Genomic DNA, 20,208 nt, shown 5'->3' on the forward strand with positions numbered 1-20,208 from the left:
TGCGGGCTTGCTGCGGTGAGCAAGCCCACGCCCATGCTCAAGTCAACGCATCATGTGTACTTACGCTGGTCCGGTGCCGGCGGGAAGTACTGGTACAGCCAGGTTTCGCTCAAGGTGCGGTCCTGGGTGCGGATAAACAAGCGCAGTTCCACCGGCTCCACGCTGTCGCTGGTCGGGTACCAGTCGAACAGAATGCGGTAGCCCTTGATGTTGTCGAGCACCAGCACGCTGAAGTCTTTCACTTCACCATGGGAACAGGTGACCACGGGCTCGATACCGGTGCCGGGTGGCAGGCGATCCAGGCCGCCGCCCTTGAAGTCCACGGCGAAACGGCGTGCCCAAACTGGCGGGTAATGCTCGCCCGGTGCCCACCCTTCGGTGAAACCGCCCATGCCGGAACGAGTCGCATCGACTTGCGCCAGCGGCGTGCTCACCGGCGGCAGGGCGCTCCAGTACAGTTTGTAGCCATAATTGAGCGAATCGCCGGCCGCCACGGGTTTTTTCGGCGTCCAGAAGGCCACGATATTGTCGAGGGTTTCGCCGGTGGTCGGGATTTCCAGCAGGTCGATCGAGCCTTCGCCCCAGGCGGTGGTGGGTTCGACCCACAGGCTTGGGCGCTTGCTGTACCAGTCCACGGTGTCCTGGTAGCTGGCGAACTCATGGTCGGTCTGCACCAGGCCGAAACCTTTCGGGTCGGTGTCGGCGAAGGCGTTGAATTGCAGCTTGGCCGGGTTGTTCAATGGGCGGCAAATCCACTCGCCATTGCCACGCCACATCGCCAGGCGGTCCGAGTCGTGGATTTGCGGGTGGATGGTGTCGCACATGCGCCGTTCGTGGGTGCCGCAACTGAACATGCTGGTCATCGGCGCGATACCCAGTTGTTCGATGGCGGTGCGCGCATTGATATTGGCGTCGATGGCCATCACCACCTGGTTGGCCTGGCAGTCGATATCAAAGCGATAGGCGCCGGTGGCACTCGGTGAGTCGAGCAGGGCGTAGACCACGAAACGCGTGGCGTCCTTGTCCGGGGTTTCGAACCAGAACTGCGTAAAGTCGGGGAACTCCTCGCGCTTTTTCGCGTAGGTATCAATCGCCAGGCCTCGTGCGGAAAGGCCGTACTGGCCGGTGGAATCCACCGCGCGGAAGTAGCTGGCGCCGAGAAACGACAGCACGTCGTGGCGATCCAGTTCCGGTGCCTTGAACAGCTTGAAGCCAGAGAAGCCCAGGTCGCCGGTCAGTTGCTGAGTGTCGACCGTGGTTTTTTCATAGTTGAACAGCGAAGGGCGGAAATGCACTTCGCGGGCTTCCCGGGTCTTCGGGTCGACACTGTGCATGCGCACCGGCGTCTTGAAGCCCATGCCAACGTGGAAGAACTGCACGTCCAATTGGCCGTTCAACTCCTTCCACAGCGAATGCTTGCCGTCGTAGCCGATGGCATTGAAATTCTGCGGGGTCATGGTCGCCAGTGTCGGCGGCAGCACCTGTTTGGTGTCTTTATATGCGGTCCCGGCGAGCTGTTTGGCCTGGGCCTTCAGCGTTTCGAAATCGAACGCCACGGCCTTGCCGTCGGCGGCACGGTTCCCGGCCCAGGCCTGCGCGGCCAGCAGGCCACTGGCTGACAATCCGGTGTAAGCCGCAATGGCCATGGATGCTTTAAGCAAATTCCTGCGGTGCATAGACACAACCTGTCGTGAGCAAATCCAGCGCCGTTCCTGGCACGTAACGGATCAAAAATAACGGTTCGGACATGCCTTCGACCAAACGCAACGGACATTAAACAGACGCCGGATAGCTTAAGCGGTTCTATGACGTAGGAAAAATGATTGATATCGGGGTGATGGCGCCGCATATGAAACAAGACATTTCCGGGCTGTGAGTGAACACATTACCCAACCATTATGAAGATCCAAAGGTGGGAGGGAGCAACCGGTATAAACCGGGGACATCGTTTACATCTCTAACCGGGGGAGGGAGATGGCGACGTCGTTGAGGACGTCGCGGTGGGTGATGTCCATGGGGGAAACCTGGGTTTTATCGCTGTAGGTGTTTCAACTGTAGGAGCGAGCTTGCTCGCGAAGAACGTCAGCGATAACGCGGACATTCTGATTGACCGCGGTGCTCTTGCGTTCTTCGCGAGCAAGCTCGCTCCTACAATTAAAGCGTTAAAGCGTTGAAGCGTTAAAGCGTTAAAGCGTTTGGGCGTGGATCAGTGCTTGAACATCACATGGCGAACCGTGGTGTAGTCCTCCAACCCATACATGGACATGTCTTTGCCATACCCCGACAGCTTCTGGCCGCCGTGGGGCATTTCGCTGACGAGCATGAAGTGGGTGTTCACCCAGGTGCAGCCGTATTGCAAACGAGCGGCCAGGCGATGGGCGCGCCCCACATCGGCCGTCCATACGGATGACGCCAGACCGTAGTCCGAATCATTGGCCCAGCCCAGCACCTGCGCCTCATCGGTGAACTTGGTCACCGACACCACCGGCCCGAACACTTCGCGGCGCACGATCTCGTCATCCTGCTGCGCATCAGCCAACACCGTCGGCTCAAAGAAGAAACCGTTGCCTTCGACCGCCTTGCCGCCGGTGACCAGGCGAATATGCGGCTGCGCCATGGCGCGTTCGACAAACCCGGCGACACGGTCGCGGTGCTGTGCGGTGATCAGCGGGCCCAGCTCGGTGCTGGGGTCATCCTGCAAGCCATACTTGATGCTGGCGACGGCGGCGCCGAGCTTTTCGACAAAGGCGTCGTAGATATCGGCCTGCGCATAAATGCGGCAGGCGGCCGTGCAATCCTGGCCAGCGTTATAGAAACCGAAGGTGCGAATGCCCTCGACGGCGGCATCGATATCGGCGTCATTGAAGATGATCACCGGGGCCTTGCCCCCCAGTTCCATGTGCATGCGCTTCACGTTGTCAGCAGTGCTGGCGATGATATTCGCGCCGGTGGCGATGGAGCCGGTCAACGACACCATGCGCACTTTCGGGTGAGTCACCAGGGGGTTGCCCACGGTAGGCCCTCGACCGAAAACCAGGTTGAGTACGCCGGCCGGGAATATCTCCGAGGCGAGCTCGACCAGGCGCAGCGCGGTCAGCGGAGTTTGTTCCGATGGCTTGAGCACTACGGTATTACCCGCAGCGAGGGCCGGGGCGATCTTCCAGGCGACCATCATCAGCGGGTAGTTCCACGGCGCGATGGAGGCGATCACGCCCACCGGGTCGCGGCGGATCATCGAGGTGTGGCCGGGCAGGTATTCGCCGCCGGCCGAACCGCTCATGCAGCGGCTGGCGCCGGCGAAGAAACGAAACACGTCGGCAATCGCCGGGATCTCGTCGTTCAGCGCCGCGCTGTAAGGCTTGCCGCAGTTGTCCGATTCCAGCTTGGCCAGCTCTTCGCCATGGGCTTCGATCACGTCCGCCAGTTTGAGCAGCAACAGCGAACGATCCTTGGGCGCGGTCTGCGACCAGCTTTCAAAGGCCGCATCGGCGGCGCGCACGGCGGCGTCGACCTGGGCTTCGCTGGCTTCCTTGATTTCCACCAGCACGCGGCCGAGTGCCGGGTTGAAGATGGCTTGGATCGGGCCTTCGCCTTCGACCAGGTGGCCGTTGATCAAGAGTTTGGTTTGCATGGTTCAATCCTCCTCAACACTATTGTTATGTCACTGAAAGAACCGGGTTCACATGTGGGAGGGGGCTTGCCCCCGATAACAGTGTGTCAGTCAACACATGGGGGGCTGATGTACCGCCATCGGAGCAAGCCCCCTCCCACATTTGAGCGCGGTGCCTTCAATAAAAAAGTTATTTACCGCCACTACCGGCCACGCTTTCACCGCCGCGCGTCAGGTAATAGGCCCCCAGAATCGGGAACATCGTCACGATCATCACCAGCATCGCCACCACGTTGGTCACCGGTACATCCCGTGGGCGACTGAGCTGGTTGAGCAGCCACAGCGGCAAGGTGCGCTCGTGCCCGGCGGTGAAGGTGGTGACGATGATTTCGTCGAACGACAGCGCAAACGCCAGCATGCCGCCGGCCAGCAGCGCCGAACCGAGGTTGGGCATGATGATGTAGCGGAAGGTCTGCCAGCCGTCGGCGCCCAGGTCCATCGATGCTTCGATCAGGCTGTGGGAGGTGCGGCGCAGGCGAGCGATGACGTTGTTGTAGACGATCACCACGCAGAAGGTCGCATGGCCGACGATGATGGTGAACATCCCAGGCTCGATGCCCAGGGTCTTGAACGTTGCCAGCAGGGCGATACCGGTGATGATCCCCGGCAGTGCAATCGGCAGGATCAGCATCAACGACACGCCTTGCTTGCCAAAGAACTCACGGCGATACAGGGCGGCCGACGCGAGCGTGCCGAGCACCATGGCGATCAGGGTGGCGATGCCTGCAATTTGCAGCGACAGCTTGATCGCTTCCAGCACGTCGGGCCGGGCGAAGGCCACGCTGAACCACTTCAGGGTAAAGCCCTGGGGCGGGAAGCTGAACGCGGCTTCTTCGGTGTTGAAGGCGTAAAGGAAGATGATCAGGATCGGAAAGTGCAGGAACACCAGGCCGCCCCAGGCTGCAATCTTCAAGCCGAGTGATGATTTCTCAGAGTGCATCGAAGGCCCCCAGGCGTTTGACGATGGACAGGTACACCGCGATCAGCACGATCGGCACCAGGGTGAACGCCGCGGCCATGGGCATATTGCCGATGGCGCCTTGCTGGGCATACACCATGCCGCCGACGAAGTAACCCGGTGGGCCGACCAGTTGCGGCACGATGAAGTCGCCCAGGGTCAGCGAAAACGTGAAGATCGAACCGGCGGCAATCCCCGGCACCGACAGCGGCAAGATCACCTGCATGAACGTCTGGCGCGGCTTGGCGCCCAGATCGGCCGAGGCTTGCAGCAGCGACGGTGGCAAACGCTCCAGCGAGGCCTGGATCGGCAGGATCATGAACGGCAACCAGATATAGACGAACACCATGAACCGGCCCAGGTGTGAGGTGCTCAAGGTGCTGCCGCCCACGCCGGGAATGCCCAGCACGAACTGCAACACCGGCTCCAGGCCCAGGTGCTGCACGAACCACTGCGCCACACCGCCCTTGGCCAGCAGCAAGGTCCAGGCATAGGCCTTGACGATATAGCTGGCCCACATCGGCATCATCACCGCGATGTAGAAGAACGCCTTGGTCTTGCCCGTGGTGTAGCGCGCCATGTAGTAGGCAATCGGGGAGGCCACTATCGCGCTGGCGATCGACACCACGATCGCCATGCTCAGGGTGCGCAGGATGATGTCGAAGTTCGACGGCTGGAACAGCGCGGCGAAGTTGGCCAGGGTCAGGTCCGGGGTGACCGCCATGGTGAAGTCGTCAAAGGTATAGAAGCCTTGCCACAGCAGGGTCAGCAACGAACCCAGGTAGATCGCGCCGAACCAGATCAGCGGCGGCACCAGCAGCATCGCCAGGTAAAGGTTGGGCTTGCGGTACAGCAGGTTGGAAAACCTGCGCATCGGTGGTTGGGAAAGGGCCTGGCTCATGTCAGACCTCGCCTGCGATATCGGTCAGCGGAGTCATGGCTCCCCGCGCCCAACGGGCGGTGATGGGCTGGCCGACCTGATGGCCGCTGCTGATGTCCAGCCACTGGTTGTTGGCCTGGCTGATGTTCAGCGCCTGGCCGTTTTCCAGTTTCAATTCATAGCGGGTGGCGCTGCCCTGGTACTGAATGTCATGCAACAGGCCGCTGATCTCCACGTCGCCAGCCCCCAACGGGCCTTCGGCGAACCGCACGTGTTCCGGGCGGATCGAGAACGGCTGCGCACTGCCGCTGAGGCGCTGGGCCAGTTCACCGCGAATCACGTTGGAGGTGCCGACGAACTCGGCGACGAACACGGTGGCCGGCTTCATATAGAGATTGCGCGGCGTATCCACCTGCTCGATGCGACCCTTATTGAACACGGCCACGCGGTCAGACATCGACAGGGCTTCGGTCTGGTCGTGGGTGACGAAGATAAAGGTGATGCCCAGTTGGCGTTGCAGCTTTTTCAGCTCGCTTTGCATCTGCTCGCGCAGCTTGAGGTCGAGCGCACCCAGGGGTTCGTCCAGCAACAATACGCGCGGGCGATTGACCAGGGCGCGGGCAAGGGCCACGCGCTGGCGTTGCCCGCCGGAGAGTTGCACCGGCTTGCGCTCGCCATAGCCACCGAGGGCGACCATGGCCAGGGCTTCTTCGGCGCGCTCGAGGCGTTCGGGCTTGCCCACGCCTTTGACTTTCAGGCCATAGGCCACGTTGTCGAGCACGTTCATATGGGGGAACAGCGCGTAATCCTGGAACACGGTATTGACGTCGCGCTGATACGGCGGCAAGCCCGCGGCTTCCTCGCCGTGAATACGGATCGAGCCTGCGCTCGGCTGCTCGAACCCGGCAATCAGGCGCAGGCAAGTGGTCTTGCCGGAGCCGGAAGGGCCGAGCATGGAAAAGAACTCGCCGTCCTGGATATCGATGGAAACCCGGTCAACGGCTTTCACTTCGCCGAACTGCCGGGAGACGTGGGTGAATTGGACTGCAAGCGTCATGGTGCGGTGCTCCCAAAAGGCGCGGGTCGTCGCAGCGGCCCGGCCTGGACTTCTGAAAAATCAAAACATCTATGAATGCGGTCAATGTGGGAGGGGGCTTGCCCCCGATAGCGGTGGTTCAGTGACAGATAGGTTGGCTGACACATCGCAATCGGGGGCAAGCCCCCTCCCACAGGAGACCTATGTTGTCTGGGAAGCCTCAGCGGCCGCCCATGATCGCGATGTAGTCCTGGGTCCAGCGGCTGTACGGCACGAACTTGCCGCCTTCAGCCTGCGGGGTTTTCCAGAAGGCGATCTTGTCGAACTGGTCGAAGCCGTTGGTCTTGCAACCCTCGGCACCCAGCAGTTCGCTGCCGGTGCAGGCCGCCGGCACCGCCGGCAGCGAGCCGAACCAGGCCGCGACATCGCCCTGGACCTTCGGCTGCAGCGACCAGTCCATCCACTTGTAGGCGCAGTTCGGGTGCTTGGCCTCGCTGTGCAACATGGTGGTGTCGGCCCAGCCGGTGGCGCCTTCCTTGGGAATAGTCGAGGCGATCGGCTGCTTCTCGTTGACCAGGCCGTTGACCTGATAAGGCCAGGCGCTGGAGGCCACCACGCCTTCGTTCTTGAAGTCACTCATCTGCACGGTGGTGTCGTGCCAGTAGCGGTGGATCAGCGGTTGCTGGGCGCGTAACAGCTCAAGCACGGCCTTGTACTGGGTTTCGGTCAGCTCATACGGGCTCTGGATGCCCAGTTCCGGCTTGGTCGACTTGAGGTACAGCGCCGCATCGGCGATGTAGATCGGGCCGTCATACGCCTGCACGCGACCTTTGTTCGGCTTGCCGTCCGGCAGGTTCTGCGCCTCGAAGAGCACGCTCCAACTGGTGGGTGCGGTCTTGAACACGTTGGTGTTGTACATCAACACGTTCGGGCCCCATTGGTACGGCGTGCCGTAGGTTTGCTGCCCGACCACGTACCACGGCGCATCTTTCAGGCGCGGGTCGATGCTCTTCCAGTTGGGGATCAATGCGGTGTTGATTGGCTGCACACGCTTGCCGACGATCAACCGCAGCGACGCATCGCCCGACGCGGTGACCAGGTCGTAACCGCCCTTGGCCATCAAACTGACCATTTCGTCAGAGGTGGCGGCGGTTTTCACATTGACCTTGCAGCCGGTTTCTTTCTCGAAACCTGTGACCCAATCGTAGGCTTTGTCGCTCTCGCCACGTTCGATATAGCCGGGCCAGGCGACGATATCCAACTGGCCTTCACCAGCACCCACCGCCTTGAGCGGCTCGGCGGCGTGGAGACTGACGCTCGTCAGCAGCGCGGTGGTCAGGGCACTGAGCAGTGCGGTCTTGTGCGCGGACATGGGGGTTCCCTCTTCTTTAATTATGGTCGGGGCAGTTTTGTGCAACCGGTGACGCATGAGCTTAGTTGTTGTTTTAGAGGTGCTGGCCGTGGCGCGCCATGATGTGGCGCACCACGCTGTAGTCCTGTAGCGAATCACTGGACAGATCTTTCCCATACCCCGAGCGCTTCAAGCCGCCGTGGGGCATTTCGCTGACCAGCATGAAATGGCTGTTGATCCAGGTGCAGCCGTATTGCAGGCGCGCCGCCACTTGCATGGCCTTGTCCAGGTTCTGGGTCCACACGGAGGAGGCCAGGCCGTATTCCGAATCATTGGCCCAATCCACCGCCTGTTCCAGCTCCTCGAAGCGCGTCACCGTGACCACGGGGCCGAACACTTCGCGCTGGACGATTTCATCGTGCTGCTTACAGCCGGCGAGCAAGGTCGGCTGGTAATAAAAGCCTGCGCCGGAATGCACGGCGGCGCCGGTGATCCGCTCGATATGCGGTTGGCCGAGGGCGCGTTCGACAAAACTGGCGACGCGGTCGCGCTGGCGCGTACTGATCAGCGGGCCGAGTTCGTTGTCGGCATCGCGCTTGCCCGCAAAGCGCAGGCTGCTGACGGCGGCGCCGAGGTCGGCGACCAGTTTGTCGTGAATGCCCGCCTGGGCGTAGATGCGGCATGCCGCAGTGCAATCCTGGCCAGCGTTGTAGTAACCGTAGGCGCGCACGCCCTCGACCACGGCTTGCAAGTCGGCGTCGTTGCACACGATCACCGGCGCCTTGCCGCCCAATTCCAGGTGTGTGCGTTTCAGGGTTTTGGACGCGGCTTGGAGGATTTTCTGCCCGGTGACGATGTCGCCGGTCAGTGACACCATGCGCACCTTCGGGTGGCTGACCAGATGGCTGCCCACCCCTTCGCCGCCGCCACACAGAATATTGATCACTCCGCGTGGCAGCAGCGCTTTAAGGACCGGGGCAAGGGCGAGGATCGACAGCGGCGTGTGTTCCGAGGGCTTGAATACCAATGTATTACCCGCGGCGAGCGCAGGGGCGATCTTCCACGCGGCCATCATCAGCGGGTAATTCCATGGCGCGATGGAGGCAACGACGCCAATCGGATCACGCCGCACCATGCTGGTGTAGCCCGGCAGGTATTCGCCGCTGAGCTGGCCGGTCTGGCACCGCACGGCCCCGGCGAAGAAGCGGAACACATCGACGGTGGCGCTCAAGTCATCCTGGCGCGCCAGGTGCAACGGCTTGCCGCAGTTCAGGGATTCGAGGCGGGCCAGGTAGTCGGCCTGTTTCTCGATGGCTTCGGCAATGCCCAGCAGGATGTTCGACCGCTGCTGCGGCGTGGTCCGCGACCAGCCGGCAAACGCCCGGTGGGCGGCGAGGATGGCGCTTTCGACCTGCTCGGCGCTGGCTTCGGCGATCTGGGTGAGTACTTCGCCGGTGGCCGGGTTGAGGATCGGCTCGGCAAAACCCTGGCCCTGGACCAGTTCGCCGTCGATCAGCAACGCAGTGAGCAGCGGGGTGGGCGCGCCGGACATTTTTCGCGATCTCTTTTCTTGTGTGGCCATGGGCGTTCTCTTACGAGGGCCTGACCTTTCTCTTAGGGGATGAACAGAGACTAGAGGTCAGACGCGAGGTCAACAAATACTAAATACTGAATGCCGCATTCGATTAAATAGATGGCTTGCGCGGGTGTGGCTGCTCACGCGCGACGGTCAGGAACGGATCGACCAGCGCCGGTCGCGCCGTGCCGCGGCGCCAGGCCAGGCCGACGTCAAGGGTCTGGCTGAGGTCGGCGATGGGTCGCGCTTCAATAATGTCGCCTTCCAGGGACCAGGGGCGGTACGTCATATCCGGCTGGATCGACACACCCAGGCCCGCCGCCACCAGGCTGCGCACCGCTTCGGTGGATGCCGTGCGCAGGGTCACGCGCGGATGCAGGCCGGCACCGGCCCATAGGCGTTGGGCGTTGTGGCCCATTTCATCGACGTTCAACTGAATCAACGGCTCGCGCGCGACATCGGCGAGGTTGATGCTGTCGTGCTCCAGCAGTGGATGTTGCGCCGGCAGCCACAGGCGGTGGGGCGAGTGGGTGAGCACTTCGGTCTGCAGGGCGTGGCGGTCTTCGAGGTTGGAGAGGATCAGCACCCCCACATCGATCTCGCCGCTGACCAGCAAATGCTCGATGTACGGGCGCTCGTCTTCCATTACGCGGATTTCCACATTGGGGTAGGCGCGTTGGAAACGGGTGAGCAGGTCGGCCAGGTAGTAGCCGGCCACCAGGCTGGTCACGCCGATGATCAATTGTCCGGCGACCTGGTCGGTGCTCTGTTGCAGGCTGCGCTTGGCGTTGTCGACGGTGGCCAGGATCAAGTGCGCCTGGCGCAGGAACTGATGACCCTGGTGGGTCAGGGTCATGCCCTTGGCGTGGCGGTTGAACAGGTTGACGCCGATTTCCTGCTCCAGTTGCTGGATCGCCAGGGTCAGTGTGGACTGGGAAATGAACGCGGTCTGCGCGGCGGCGGAGATCGAGCCGGTCTCGGCCACGGCGATGAAATGGCGGATTTGACGCAAGGTCATCATGCTGGAATTACCAGTGGGGTGTTTTTATCGATTTTCTCGAGTGTATATCGATTTAACCGAAGGATAGCCGCGTTACATCTGGAAGCACTCTAGATCGGGGGTTTTTGGCACTTAGTTTTACGCTGGGAGCCTATTGGTCCTATGAACCCTAGTGTCTGGAGGCTACGAATGAATACCCGTGGATTGCTCGATCAGTTGCTCAAGTCTGGCCAGGACATGTTGCAGAACAAGGCCAGCGGCCAGCGCAAGTCGGACGACAAAGGTGCCCTTGGCGGGTTGCTCGGCGGTGGCGGGCTCGGCAGCCTGCTCGGCGGCGCGGGCGGCGGCGCCCTGGCGGCCGGGGCCATGGGGTTGTTACTGGGTAACAAGAAAGCGCGCAAATTCGGCGGCAAGGCCCTGACCTATGGCGGGCTGGCGGCGCTGGGTGTGATTGCCTACAAAGCCTACGGCAACTGGCAAGCGCAGCAGGCCAGCGCGCCCCAAGGCGAGCCGCAGACCATCGACCGCCTGCCACCGGCCCAGGTCGAACAACACAGCCAGGGTATCCTCAAGGCATTGGTGGCGGCCGCCAAGGCCGACGGTCATGTAGATGAACGCGAGCGCGCGCTGATCGAAGGGGAATTCACCAAGCTGGACAACGACCGCGAATTGCAAAGCTGGCTGCATGCCGAGCTGAACAAACCCCTGGACCCGGCCGATGTGGCCCGTGCCGCCAGCACCCCGGAAATGGCCGCCGAGATGTACATCGCCAGTGTGATGCTGGTGGATGAGGAAAACTTTATGGAGAAGGCATATCTGGATGAGTTGGCGCGCCAATTGAAGCTTGAGCCTGGCTTGAAGGTTGAGTTGGAAAAACAGGTGAGACTCAACTCGTAGATACAAGGCGTACGTCGTTAAACCTGTAGAAGGGCCCACTCCCTCTTCTACTGGACTCCCTGTAGAGAGCAGGCCTGCTCGCCACAACCGCTCGCTCGCCACAAAAATACGGTCGTTTAAGCAAGATTTTAATTATTTAAAATCAATAACTTATTTTATGTTTGAGCAGGGGTGGCTGGCTCCCGATGGCGCTGCCCCCGTTTGTAGAGACTTCAACTGAACCACCGCTATCGGGAGCAAGCCCCCTCCCACAGGTTTTTTTTTTTACGTTCTGCGCGCGCCACATCAAAACCCATTGATAAATGAGGGCTTCTGCTCAGCTATACTCCCCTCCATTTGAATGGCCCTTCGAGGAAATACTGTGAAGAATTGGACCTTGCGCCAGCGAATTTTGGCGAGCTTTGCGGTCATTATCGCGATAATGCTGCTGATGGTCGTGGTGTCCTACTCACGGTTGCTGAAGATCGAAGCCAGCCAGGAATCGGTCCGCGACGATGCGGTCCCCGGGGTTTACCTCAGTTCGATGATTCGCAGCGCGTGGGTCGACAGCTATTTGCTGACTGTCGACATCATTGGCTTGCGCGACGAAAAGACCCTCACCAGTTCCGACAAGACCGACTACAAGTCCTTCGAAACGCGCATTGAACTGCTGATGGCCAGCTATGAAAAAACCGTTCATGGCCAGGCTGACCGCATGGAGTTCGATAACTTCAAGGCGTCGCACATCAACTACAACAAAGCGCTGGCCGAGGTGCTGGCTCGGATTGAGGCCAACGACCTGCCGGGGGCGAACGTGTTGCTTGAAGAGCAATTGACGCCGATCTGGACCGAAGGGCGCATGAAGCTCAACGACATCATCACTGAAAACAAGGACGTATCCGACCGGGCCACGGCGGCCATCGACGACGCGGTGCTGTCCGCCAAGATCAGCATGGCGGTGTCGCTGATCGTTGCCATCCTCGCCGCCGGCCTGTGTGGCCTGTTATTGATGCGCGCGATCATGGCGCCGATGCACCGCATCGTCGAGATCCTCGGCGTCATGCGTACCGGTGACCTCAGCAAACGCCTGAACCTGGCGCGCAAGGACGAGTTCGGTGAGGTGGAGACCGGCTTCAACGACATGATGACCGAGCTGACTGCCCTGGTTGCCCAGGCACAGCGTTCGTCGGTGCAGGTCACCACCTCGGTCACCGAGATTGCCGCTACCTCCAAGCAGCAGCAGGCCACAGCCACTGAAACCGCGGCAACCACCACCGAAATCGGCGCCACTTCGCGGGAGATCGCGGCCACCTCCAAGGACCTGGTCCGTACCATGACCGAAGTGTCCACGGCTGCCGACCAGGCTTCGGTCGCCGCCGGTTCCGGCCAGCAGGGCCTGGCGCGCATGGAAGAGACCATGCACTCGGTGATGGGCGCCGCCGACCTGGTCAACGCCAAGCTGGCGATCCTCAATGAGAAGGCCGGCAACATCAACCAGGTGGTCGTGACGATCGTCAAGGTCGCCGACCAGACCAACCTGTTGTCCCTCAACGCGGCCATCGAGGCCGAGAAAGCCGGTGAATACGGTCGGGGCTTTGCCGTGGTGGCCACCGAGGTACGGCGCCTGGCCGACCAGACCGCCGTGGCCACCTACGATATCGAACAGATGGTGCGCGAGATTCAGTCGGCGGTGTCCGCCGGGGTGATGGGCATGGACAAGTTCTCCGAAGAAGTGCGCCGGGGCATGTTCGAAGTGCAGCAAGTGGGCGAACAACTCTCGCAGATCATCCATCAGGTGCAGGCCCTGGCGCCGCGGGTGTTGATGGTCAACGAAGGCATGCAGGCCCAGGCCACGGGTGCCGAGCAGATCAACCACGCCCTGGTGCAACTGGGCGATGCCAGCAGCCAGACCGTCGAGTCCTTGCGCCAGGCCAGCTTTGCCATCGATGAGCTGAGCCAGGTGGCGGTCGGTCTGCGCAGCGGCGTGTCGCGTTTCAAAGTCTGATGAGCGACCTCGCGGCTAAACGCGGCGCCGTCCCGGCAGCGAAAAAGGCCTTGTTCCTGGTGTTCCACATCGGTGACGAGCGTTATGCCCTCAGGGCCACTGAGGTGGCCGAGGTGCTGCCGCGCCTGTTGCTCAAACCCATCGCCCATGCACCGCAGTGGGTCGCAGGCATCTTCGCCCATCGGGGCGCGATGGTGCCGGTTATCGACCTGAGCGCCCTGGCCTTCGGCAAACCGGCCCAGGTCCGCACCAGCACACGCTTGGTGCTGGTCAATTACCAGCCCGAACCCTGGCTCCAGGCGCGCTGGCTGGGGCTGATCCTGGAACAAGCCACGGACACCCTGCGTTGCGACCTGGGGGAGTTCAAGCCGTACGGCCTGGACAACCGCGCGGCGCCGTACCTGGGGCCGGTGCGTGAAGATGCCTTGGGCTTGATGCAGTGGATCGGCGTCAACGAATTGCTCACCGATGAAGTGCGCGCCTTGCTGTTTTCCGCCGAGCAGAGCCTATGAGCAACGACCCACGGTTTTTTGCGTTCCTGAAGCAACGCATCGGCCTGGACGTCGCTTCGGTCGGCGAGGCGATCATCGAGCGTGCCGTGCGCCAGCGTAGCCAGGTGAGCCAGGCGCAGACGGCGGATGAATATTGGCAGCACCTGCAACGTTCCCATGATGAACAGCAAGCGCTGATCGAAGCAGTGATCGTCCCCGAAACCTGGTTTTTCCGTTACCCCGAATCCTTCGCGACCCTGGCGCGGCTGGCGGTCGCCCGCCTGGCCGAGATCAAGCAAATGCGCGCATTGCGCATCCTCAGCCTGCCGTGTTCCACCGGCGAAGAGCCCTATTCGATCGCCATGGCCTTGCTCGACGCCGGCCTGGCACCGCACCAATTCAAGGTGCAAGGCATCGACGTCAGCCCGCTGTCGGTGGAGCGTGCCCGGCGCGGCGTATATGGCAAGAACTCCTTTCGGGGAGGGGACCTGGCCTTTCGTGAGCGCCACTTCGTGGAGCACGCCGACGGGTTCCATATCGCCGACCGCGTACGCGAACAGGTACGCCTGCAAGTCGGTAACCTGCTCGACCCCGGATTGCTGGCGAATGAGCCCAGCTACGACTTTGTGTTCTGTCGCAACCTGCTGATCTATTTCGACCAGCCGACGCAAAAGCAAGTGTTCGACGTGCTCAAGGCCCTGACCCACGTGGACGGCGTGCTGTTTATCGGCCCGGCCGAGGGCAGCCTGCTGGGCCGCCATGGCATGCGCTCGATTGGGGTGCCGCAGTCGTTCGCCTTCAGTCGGCAGGGCGCGCCGGACCAACCGGAGCCGGCCTTTGTGCCAAGGCCCATGCCGGCGCCGCCGCGCAGTGCTGCACCGATTCCGCTCAAGCCACGCCCCTTCAGCACGGTTCGCCCCCATGGCGTGCCGATCAAGGCGCCGCCATCCGAGGCCGGTGACTTGCTCAGCCAGATCGCCACCCTGGCCAACGAGGGCAAAAGCGCCGAGGCCCGTGCGGCCTGTGAACGTTATTTGAATGCCCACCCACCGGTCGCTCAGGTGTTCTACTGGTTGGGGCTGCTCAGTGATGTGGCCGGCAGCGCCCTGGAAGCCCAGGGGTATTATCGAAAAGCCTTGTATCTGGAACCGCAGCACGCGCAGGCCTTGATGCACCTGGCTGCGTTACTCGAATCCCAGGGCGACAGCGCGGGGGCACGCCGCTTGCAGGCGCGTGCTGCCCGTAGTGAGCGAGCTGACAGTGAGTCCAAACGATGAGTAGCCCTGACGCGCTCGACACCGCCGGCCTGGACCTGACCCTGGCCGACACCCAGGCCATCGATGATTGCTGGAACCGTATCGGCATCCATGGTGACAAGTCCTGCCCACTGCTGGCCGATCATATTCACTGCCGCAACTGCGCGGTGTACTCCGCCGCCGCCACGCGCTTGCTGGACCGCTACGCCCTGCAACAGGACGACCACCGCCGGGCAGCGGTCGAACTCGATCAGGATATCGTCACCCGTTCGTTGCTGATGTTCCGCCTCGGCGAAGAATGGCTGGGTATCGCCACCCGTTGCCTGGTGGAAGTGGCGCCGTTGCAACCGATTCACTCCCTGCCGCACCAGCGCTCCCGGGCGTTGCTCGGTGTGGCCAATGTGCGCGGCGCGCTGGTGGCGTGCCTGTCGCTGGTGGAACTGCTGGGCCTGGACGCCGCCGGCACCAGCGCCAGCAATGGGCGGAGTATGCCGCGCATGTTGATCATCGCCGCGCAGGATGGTCCGGTGGTGGTGCCAGTGGATGAAGTCGACGGCATCCACGCCATCGATGAGCGTACCTTGAAGGCAGCCTCGGCCTCCGGCACCCAGGCCAGCGCTCGCTTCACCCAAGGGGTGTTGCAGTGGAAAGGCCGCAGCCTGCGTTGGCTGGATGAGGCGCAATTGTTGTCTGCCGTGACCCGGAGCCTCACATGACCCCCGACCAGATGCGTGATGCCTCGCTGCTGGAACTGTTCAGCCTGGAAGCCGATGCGCAGACCCAGGTCTTGAACGCGGGCCTGCTGGCCCTGGAGCGCAACCCGACCCAAGCCGACCAGCTCGAGGCCTGCATGCGTGCCGCGCACTCGCTCAAGGGGGCCGCGCGGATTGTCGGTGTGGACGCTGGGGTCAGCGTGGCGCATGTCATGGAGGATTGCCTGGTCAGCGCCCAGGAAAGTCGCCTGTACCTGCAACCCGAACATATCGATGCGCTTCTTCAAGGCACCGACCTGCTGATGCGTATCGCCACCCCGGGCAACACCGTGGGGCCGGCAGATATCGAGGCCTATGTGGCGTTGATGGAGCGCTTGCTCGATCCGTCGCAGCCCGTGGCGAAAGTCGCCCCACCGCCGGAGCCGGTACCGGTTCCCGCCCCTGTGGTCGAGGCGCTGCCGCCTGAACCCGAGCCCGCGCCGCCTGTTATCGGCGAGCCACCGCGCCACAACAAACGCATGACCGAAGGGGGCGAGCGGGTCTTGCGGGTCACCGCCGAGCGCCTGAACAGCCTGTTGGACCTGTCCAGCAAATCCCTGGTGGAAACCCAGCGGCTCAAGCCTTACCTGGCCAGCCTGCAACGCCTCAAGCGGATCCAGAGCAACAGTGCGCGCGCCCTGGACCATCTCGATGGCCACCTCAAGCCCCTCGGCTTGCCCCTCGAAGCCCTGGAAGCCCTGGCTGACACCCGGCGCCTGTTGAGTGAAGCCCAGGCCCTGCTCGCAGAAAAAACCGCCGAGCTGGATGAGTTCGGCTGGCAGGCCGGGCAACGCGCCCAAGTGCTCTACGACACCGCGTTGGCCTGTCGCATGCGTCCGTTTGCCGATGTGCTGGCCGGGCAGGTGCGCATGGTGCGCGACCTCGGCCGCAGCCTGGGCAAGCAGGTGCGCCTGGAAATCGAGGGCGAAAAAACCCAGGTCGACCGCGACGTGCTGGAAAAGCTCGAAGCGCCGCTGACCCATCTGCTGCGCAATGCCGTCGACCATGGCATTGAACTGCCCGAACAGCGCCTGCTCGCGGGCAAGCCGGCAGAGGGCTTGATCCGCCTGCGCGCGTCCCATCAGGCTGGGCTGTTGGTGCTGGAGTTAAGCGACGACGGCAGTGGCGTCGACCTCGAGCGCCTGCGCGCCACCATCGTCGATCGGCACCTGGCCCCGCTGGACACCGCCCTGCGCCTGAGCGAAGAAGAACTGCTGACGTTCCTGTTCCTGCCGGGCTTCAGCCTGCGGGACAAGGTCACCGAGGTGTCCGGGCGCGGGGTCGGCCTGGACGCGGTGCAGCATATGGTGCGCCAATTGCGGGGGGCGGTGGTGCTGGAGCAGACGCCGGGGCAGGGCAGTCGTTTCCACCTCGAAGTGCCGTTGACCCTGTCGGTGGTGCGCAGCCTGGTGGTGGAAGTCGGCGAAGAAGCCTATGCCTTTCCGCTGGCCCACATCGAGCGCATGTGCGACCTGGCCCCCGACGACATTGTGCAACTGGAAGGGCGCCAGCACTTCTGGCACGAAGGCCGGCATGTCGGCCTGGTCGCGGCCAGCCAGTTGCTGCAGCGCCCGCCGGGGCAAAGCAATGACGAAACCCTGAAGGTGGTGGTGATTCGCGAGCGCGATGCGGTGTACGGCATTGCCGTGGAGCGTTTTGTCGGCGAGCGCACCCTGGTGGTGTTGCCGCTGGATGATCGCCTGGGCAAGGTCCAGGATATTTCTGCCGGCGCCTTGCTGGACGATGGCTCGGTCGTCTTGATCGTCGATGTCGAAGACATGCTGCGTTCGGTGGACAAACTGCTCAACACCGGCCGCCTGGAGCGTATCGCCCGGCGCAGCCGGCAGGCCACCGAAGCGCCACGCAAGCGGGTGCTGGTGGTCGACGACTCGCTCACCGTGCGCGAGTTGCAACGCAAATTGCTGCTCAATCGCGGTTATGAAGTGGCCGTGGCGGTCGATGGCATGGACGGCTGGAACGCCTTGCGCTCGGAAGACTTCGACCTGCTGATCACTGACATCGATATGCCTCGCATGGACGGTATTGAATTGGTCACACTCCTGCGGCGTGACACGCGCTTGCAATCGTTGCCGGTGATGGTGGTGTCGTACAAGGATCGCGAAGAGGACCGACGTCGGGGACTGGACGCTGGCGCCGACTATTATTTAGCCAAAGCCAGCTTTCACGACGACGCCCTGTTGGACGCCGTGGTGGAACTGATTGGAGGGGCCCGGGCATGAGGATTGCGATCGTCAATGACATGCCCATGGCCGTGGAAGCCCTGCGCCGTGCCTTGAGTTTCGAGCCCGCGCACCAGGTGGTGTGGGTTGCCAGCAATGGCCTCGAAGCGGTGCAGCGCTGCGCCGAACTGACGCCGGACCTGATCCTGATGGACCTGATCATGCCGGTGATGGACGGTGTGGAGGCCACCCGGCGGATCATGGCCGAGACCCCGTGCGCGATCGTGATCGTCACGGTCGACCGCCAGGCCAATGTCAGCCGTGTGTTCGAGGCCATGGGCCATGGTGCCCTGGATGTGGTGGATACACCGGCGCTCGGAGTGGGCAACCCCAAGGACGCGGCGGCGCCGTTGTTGCGCAAGATCCTCAATATTGGCTGGCTGATTGGCCAGCGTGGCAGCCGCGTACGCGCCGAAACCGCAGCCCCGCGCAGCACCGGCAAACGCCAGAGCCTGGTGGCGATCGGTTCCTCGGCCGGTGGGCCGGCTGCCCTGGAAATCCTCCTCAAGGGCTTGCCCGGGGACTTTCCCGCCGCCATTGTGCTGGTGCAGCATGTGGACCAGGTGTTCGCCGCCGGTATGGCCGAGTGGTTGAGCAGCGCCTCCGGCCTGCCGGTGCGTCTGGCACGCGAAGGCGAGCCGCCACAAAGCGGCGTGGTGCTGCTGGCCGGCACCAACCACCATATACGCCTGTTGAAAAATGGCACGCTGGCCTATACCGCAGAGCCGGTGAACGAAATTTACCGGCCGTCCATCGACGTGTTTTTCGAAAGCGTCGCCAGCCACTGGAATGGCGATGCCGTCGGCGTATTGCTGACCGGCATGGGCCGTGACGGAGCCCAGGGCCTCAAATTGATGCGTGAACAAGGATATTTGACCATCGCCCAGGACCAGCAGAGTTCGGCGGTGTATGGCATGCCCAAAGCGGCGGCGGCGATTGATGCTGCTGTTGAAATTCGCCCATTGGATAGAATTGCGCCCCGATTGCTGGAGGTGTTTGCAAAATGATCCGTACCTCCGGCTGCTGGTTTGCAGGCAGTAATTCAGGTGACTGCACATGAATGACTTACAGATCGACGACATCAAGACCGACGAAAACGCCGCCATGGTGTTGCTGGTCGACGACCAGGCGATGATCGGTGAAGCCGTACGACGCGGCCTGGCCCACGAAGAAAACATCGACTTCCACTTCTGTGCCGATCCGCACCAGGCGATTGCCCAGGCGATCCGCATCAAGCCCACGGTGATCCTGCAGGACCTGGTGATGCCCGGCCTGGATGGCCTGACCCTGGTGCGCGAATACCGCAACCACCCGGCCACGCAAAACATTCCGATCATTGTGCTTTCCACCAAGGAAGACCCCCTGATCAAGAGCGCGGCGTTCTCGGCCGGGGCCAATGATTACCTGGTCAAGCTGCCGGATAATATCGAACTGGTGGCGCGTATTCGCTACCACTCGCGCTCGTACATGACCTTGTTGCAGCGTGATGCGGCGTACCGCGCGCTGCGGGTCAGCCAGCAACAGTTGCTGGACACCAACCTGGTGCTGCAGCGCCTGATGAACTCCGACGGCCTCACCGGCCTGTCCAACCGCCGCCACTTCGACGAATACCTGGAACTGGAGTGGCGCCGCGCCTTGCGCGACCAGACCCAGTTGTCGCTGCTGATGATCGATGTGGATTTCTTCAAGACCTACAACGACAGCTTTGGCCACGTCGAAGGCGACGAAGCCTTGCGCAAGGTCGCCGCCAGCATCCGTGAAGCCAGCAGCCGCCCCTCGGACTTGCCGGCGCGCTATGGCGGCGAAGAATTCGCCCTGGTGCTGCCCAACACCTCGCCCGGTGGTGCGCGCTTGGTCGCGGAAAAGCTACGCATGGCCGTCGCGGCCCTGAAAATCCCCCATATCGCTCCGACCGAAGGCTCCAGCCTGACCATCAGCATCGGCCTGTCGACCATGACGCCCGTGCAAGGCACCGATTGCCGACAACTGATCATGGCGGCGGACAAGGGGTTGTATACGGCCAAGCATAACGGGCGTAACCAGGTGGGCATCGAGTGACCTGAGGCCGCAACCGATCAAAATGTGTGAGAGGGCGTACCCCCTCCCACATTTAACCC

The 20,208-nt window shown here is 62.4% G+C and carries 16 protein-coding genes; 8 read left to right on the forward strand and 8 right to left on the reverse strand.

The window, feature by feature from the left end:
- Window positions 1-50: 50 nt before the first annotated feature.
- The 8 genes from AB7933_RS07830 to AB7933_RS07865 form a co-directional block, all read right to left on the reverse strand.
- A complete protein-coding gene (locus tag AB7933_RS07830; protein ID WP_024073769.1) occupies window positions 51-1,676 on the reverse strand; it encodes a glucan biosynthesis protein D in 1,626 nt (541 codons plus the stop codon).
- A gap of 530 nt (window positions 1,677-2,206) precedes the next feature.
- The gene (locus tag AB7933_RS07835) at window positions 2,207-3,631 is read right to left on the reverse strand and encodes a gamma-aminobutyraldehyde dehydrogenase (RefSeq protein ID WP_024073771.1); all 1,425 of its coding nucleotides are present in this window, start codon (window positions 3,629-3,631) and stop codon (window positions 2,207-2,209) included.
- 169 nt (window positions 3,632-3,800) lie between these two features.
- Window positions 3,801-4,610 (reverse strand): ABC transporter permease, encoded by an 810-nt coding sequence (locus tag AB7933_RS07840; RefSeq protein ID WP_024073772.1) that lies wholly within the window; start codon window positions 4,608-4,610, stop codon window positions 3,801-3,803.
- A complete protein-coding gene (locus AB7933_RS07845; protein WP_024073773.1) occupies window positions 4,600-5,529 on the reverse strand; it encodes an ABC transporter permease in 930 nt (309 codons plus the stop codon). Before AB7933_RS07845 ends, AB7933_RS07840 begins: the two co-directional genes overlap by 11 nt.
- A 1-nt stretch (window position 5,530) precedes the next feature.
- Entirely contained in the window at window positions 5,531-6,565 is a 1,035-nt protein-coding gene (locus tag AB7933_RS07850) for an ABC transporter ATP-binding protein (protein ID WP_024073774.1), read from the reverse strand.
- Between the two features lie 199 nt (window positions 6,566-6,764).
- A complete protein-coding gene (gene ydcS, locus AB7933_RS07855; RefSeq protein ID WP_024073775.1) occupies window positions 6,765-7,916 on the reverse strand; it encodes a putative ABC transporter substrate-binding protein YdcS in 1,152 nt (383 codons plus the stop codon).
- A gap of 73 nt (window positions 7,917-7,989) precedes the next feature.
- Window positions 7,990-9,447 carry a gamma-aminobutyraldehyde dehydrogenase gene (locus AB7933_RS07860; RefSeq protein WP_024073776.1) on the reverse strand — a complete coding sequence of 486 codons (1,458 nt, stop codon included), beginning with the start codon at window positions 9,445-9,447 and terminating at the stop codon, window positions 7,990-7,992.
- A gap of 133 nt (window positions 9,448-9,580) precedes the next feature.
- Complete coding sequence (locus AB7933_RS07865; RefSeq protein WP_024073777.1) at window positions 9,581-10,492, reverse strand: LysR family transcriptional regulator; 912 nt, start codon at window positions 10,490-10,492, stop codon at window positions 9,581-9,583.
- 168 nt (window positions 10,493-10,660) lie between these two features.
- On the opposite strand from AB7933_RS07865, the gene AB7933_RS07870 reads away from it, so the two are divergent.
- From AB7933_RS07870 to AB7933_RS07905, 8 genes are all read left to right on the forward strand, one after another.
- The gene (locus tag AB7933_RS07870; protein ID WP_024073778.1) at window positions 10,661-11,368 is read left to right on the forward strand and encodes a tellurite resistance TerB family protein; all 708 of its coding nucleotides are present in this window, start codon (window positions 10,661-10,663) and stop codon (window positions 11,366-11,368) included.
- 361 nt (window positions 11,369-11,729) lie between these two features.
- Window positions 11,730-13,352, forward strand: a complete 1,623-nt coding sequence (locus tag AB7933_RS07875) for a methyl-accepting chemotaxis protein (RefSeq protein WP_024073779.1) — start codon at window positions 11,730-11,732, stop codon at window positions 13,350-13,352.
- A complete protein-coding gene (locus tag AB7933_RS07880; RefSeq protein ID WP_024073780.1) occupies window positions 13,352-13,864 on the forward strand; it encodes a chemotaxis protein CheW in 513 nt (170 codons plus the stop codon). The genes AB7933_RS07875 and AB7933_RS07880 overlap by 1 nt, the downstream gene beginning before the upstream one ends.
- Window positions 13,861-15,120: a CheR family methyltransferase gene (locus AB7933_RS07885; protein ID WP_024073781.1), complete on the forward strand. Its 1,260-nt coding sequence runs from the start codon at window positions 13,861-13,863 to the stop codon at window positions 15,118-15,120. The genes AB7933_RS07880 and AB7933_RS07885 overlap by 4 nt, the downstream gene beginning before the upstream one ends.
- Window positions 15,117-15,815, forward strand: a complete 699-nt coding sequence (locus AB7933_RS07890) for a chemotaxis protein CheW (protein ID WP_024073782.1) — start codon at window positions 15,117-15,119, stop codon at window positions 15,813-15,815. Before AB7933_RS07885 ends, AB7933_RS07890 begins: the two co-directional genes overlap by 4 nt.
- Entirely contained in the window at window positions 15,812-18,091 is a 2,280-nt protein-coding gene (locus tag AB7933_RS07895; protein ID WP_024073783.1) for a hybrid sensor histidine kinase/response regulator, read from the forward strand. Before AB7933_RS07890 ends, AB7933_RS07895 begins: the two co-directional genes overlap by 4 nt.
- Window positions 18,088-19,098, forward strand: a complete 1,011-nt coding sequence (locus tag AB7933_RS07900) for a chemotaxis response regulator protein-glutamate methylesterase (protein WP_024073784.1) — start codon at window positions 18,088-18,090, stop codon at window positions 19,096-19,098. The genes AB7933_RS07895 and AB7933_RS07900 overlap by 4 nt, the downstream gene beginning before the upstream one ends.
- Before the next feature lie 49 nt (window positions 19,099-19,147).
- Window positions 19,148-20,149, forward strand: coding sequence for a response regulator (locus AB7933_RS07905; RefSeq protein WP_024073785.1), 1,002 nt, complete (start codon window positions 19,148-19,150; stop codon window positions 20,147-20,149).
- The last annotated feature ends 59 nt before the right edge of the window (window positions 20,150-20,208 follow it).

Source organism: Pseudomonas gorinensis, from assembly GCF_042015035.1.
GTDB classification, from domain to species: Bacteria; Pseudomonadota; Gammaproteobacteria; order Pseudomonadales; family Pseudomonadaceae; genus Aquipseudomonas; species Aquipseudomonas gorinensis.

Excerpts from the sequence above, each read along its gene's own strand:
- AB7933_RS07835 (WP_024073771.1), bottom strand. The coding sequence starts at position 3,631 with ATGCAAACCAAACTCTTGATCAACGGCCACCTGGTCGAAGGCGAAGGC.
- AB7933_RS07850 (WP_024073774.1), bottom strand. The coding sequence starts at position 6,565 with ATGACGCTTGCAGTCCAATTCACCCACGTCTCCCGGCAGTTCGGCGAA.
- AB7933_RS07900 (WP_024073784.1), top strand. The coding sequence starts at position 18,088 with ATGAGGATTGCGATCGTCAATGACATGCCCATGGCCGTGGAAGCCCTG.
- AB7933_RS07890 (WP_024073782.1), top strand. The coding sequence starts at position 15,117 with ATGAGTAGCCCTGACGCGCTCGACACCGCCGGCCTGGACCTGACCCTG.
- AB7933_RS07880 (WP_024073780.1), top strand. The coding sequence starts at position 13,352 with ATGAGCGACCTCGCGGCTAAACGCGGCGCCGTCCCGGCAGCGAAAAAG.
- AB7933_RS07885 (WP_024073781.1), top strand. The coding sequence starts at position 13,861 with ATGAGCAACGACCCACGGTTTTTTGCGTTCCTGAAGCAACGCATCGGC.
- AB7933_RS07865 (WP_024073777.1), bottom strand. The coding sequence starts at position 10,492 with ATGATGACCTTGCGTCAAATCCGCCATTTCATCGCCGTGGCCGAGACC.
- AB7933_RS07845 (WP_024073773.1), bottom strand. The coding sequence starts at position 5,529 with ATGAGCCAGGCCCTTTCCCAACCACCGATGCGCAGGTTTTCCAACCTG.
- AB7933_RS07840 (WP_024073772.1), bottom strand. The coding sequence starts at position 4,610 with ATGCACTCTGAGAAATCATCACTCGGCTTGAAGATTGCAGCCTGGGGC.
- AB7933_RS07870 (WP_024073778.1), top strand. The coding sequence starts at position 10,661 with ATGAATACCCGTGGATTGCTCGATCAGTTGCTCAAGTCTGGCCAGGAC.
- AB7933_RS07895 (WP_024073783.1), top strand. The coding sequence starts at position 15,812 with ATGACCCCCGACCAGATGCGTGATGCCTCGCTGCTGGAACTGTTCAGC.
- AB7933_RS07905 (WP_024073785.1), top strand. The coding sequence starts at position 19,148 with ATGAATGACTTACAGATCGACGACATCAAGACCGACGAAAACGCCGCC.
- AB7933_RS07830 (WP_024073769.1), bottom strand. The coding sequence starts at position 1,676 with ATGCACCGCAGGAATTTGCTTAAAGCATCCATGGCCATTGCGGCTTAC.
- ydcS (WP_024073775.1), bottom strand. The coding sequence starts at position 7,916 with ATGTCCGCGCACAAGACCGCACTGCTCAGTGCCCTGACCACCGCGCTG.
- AB7933_RS07860 (WP_024073776.1), bottom strand. The coding sequence starts at position 9,447 with ATGTCCGGCGCGCCCACCCCGCTGCTCACTGCGTTGCTGATCGACGGC.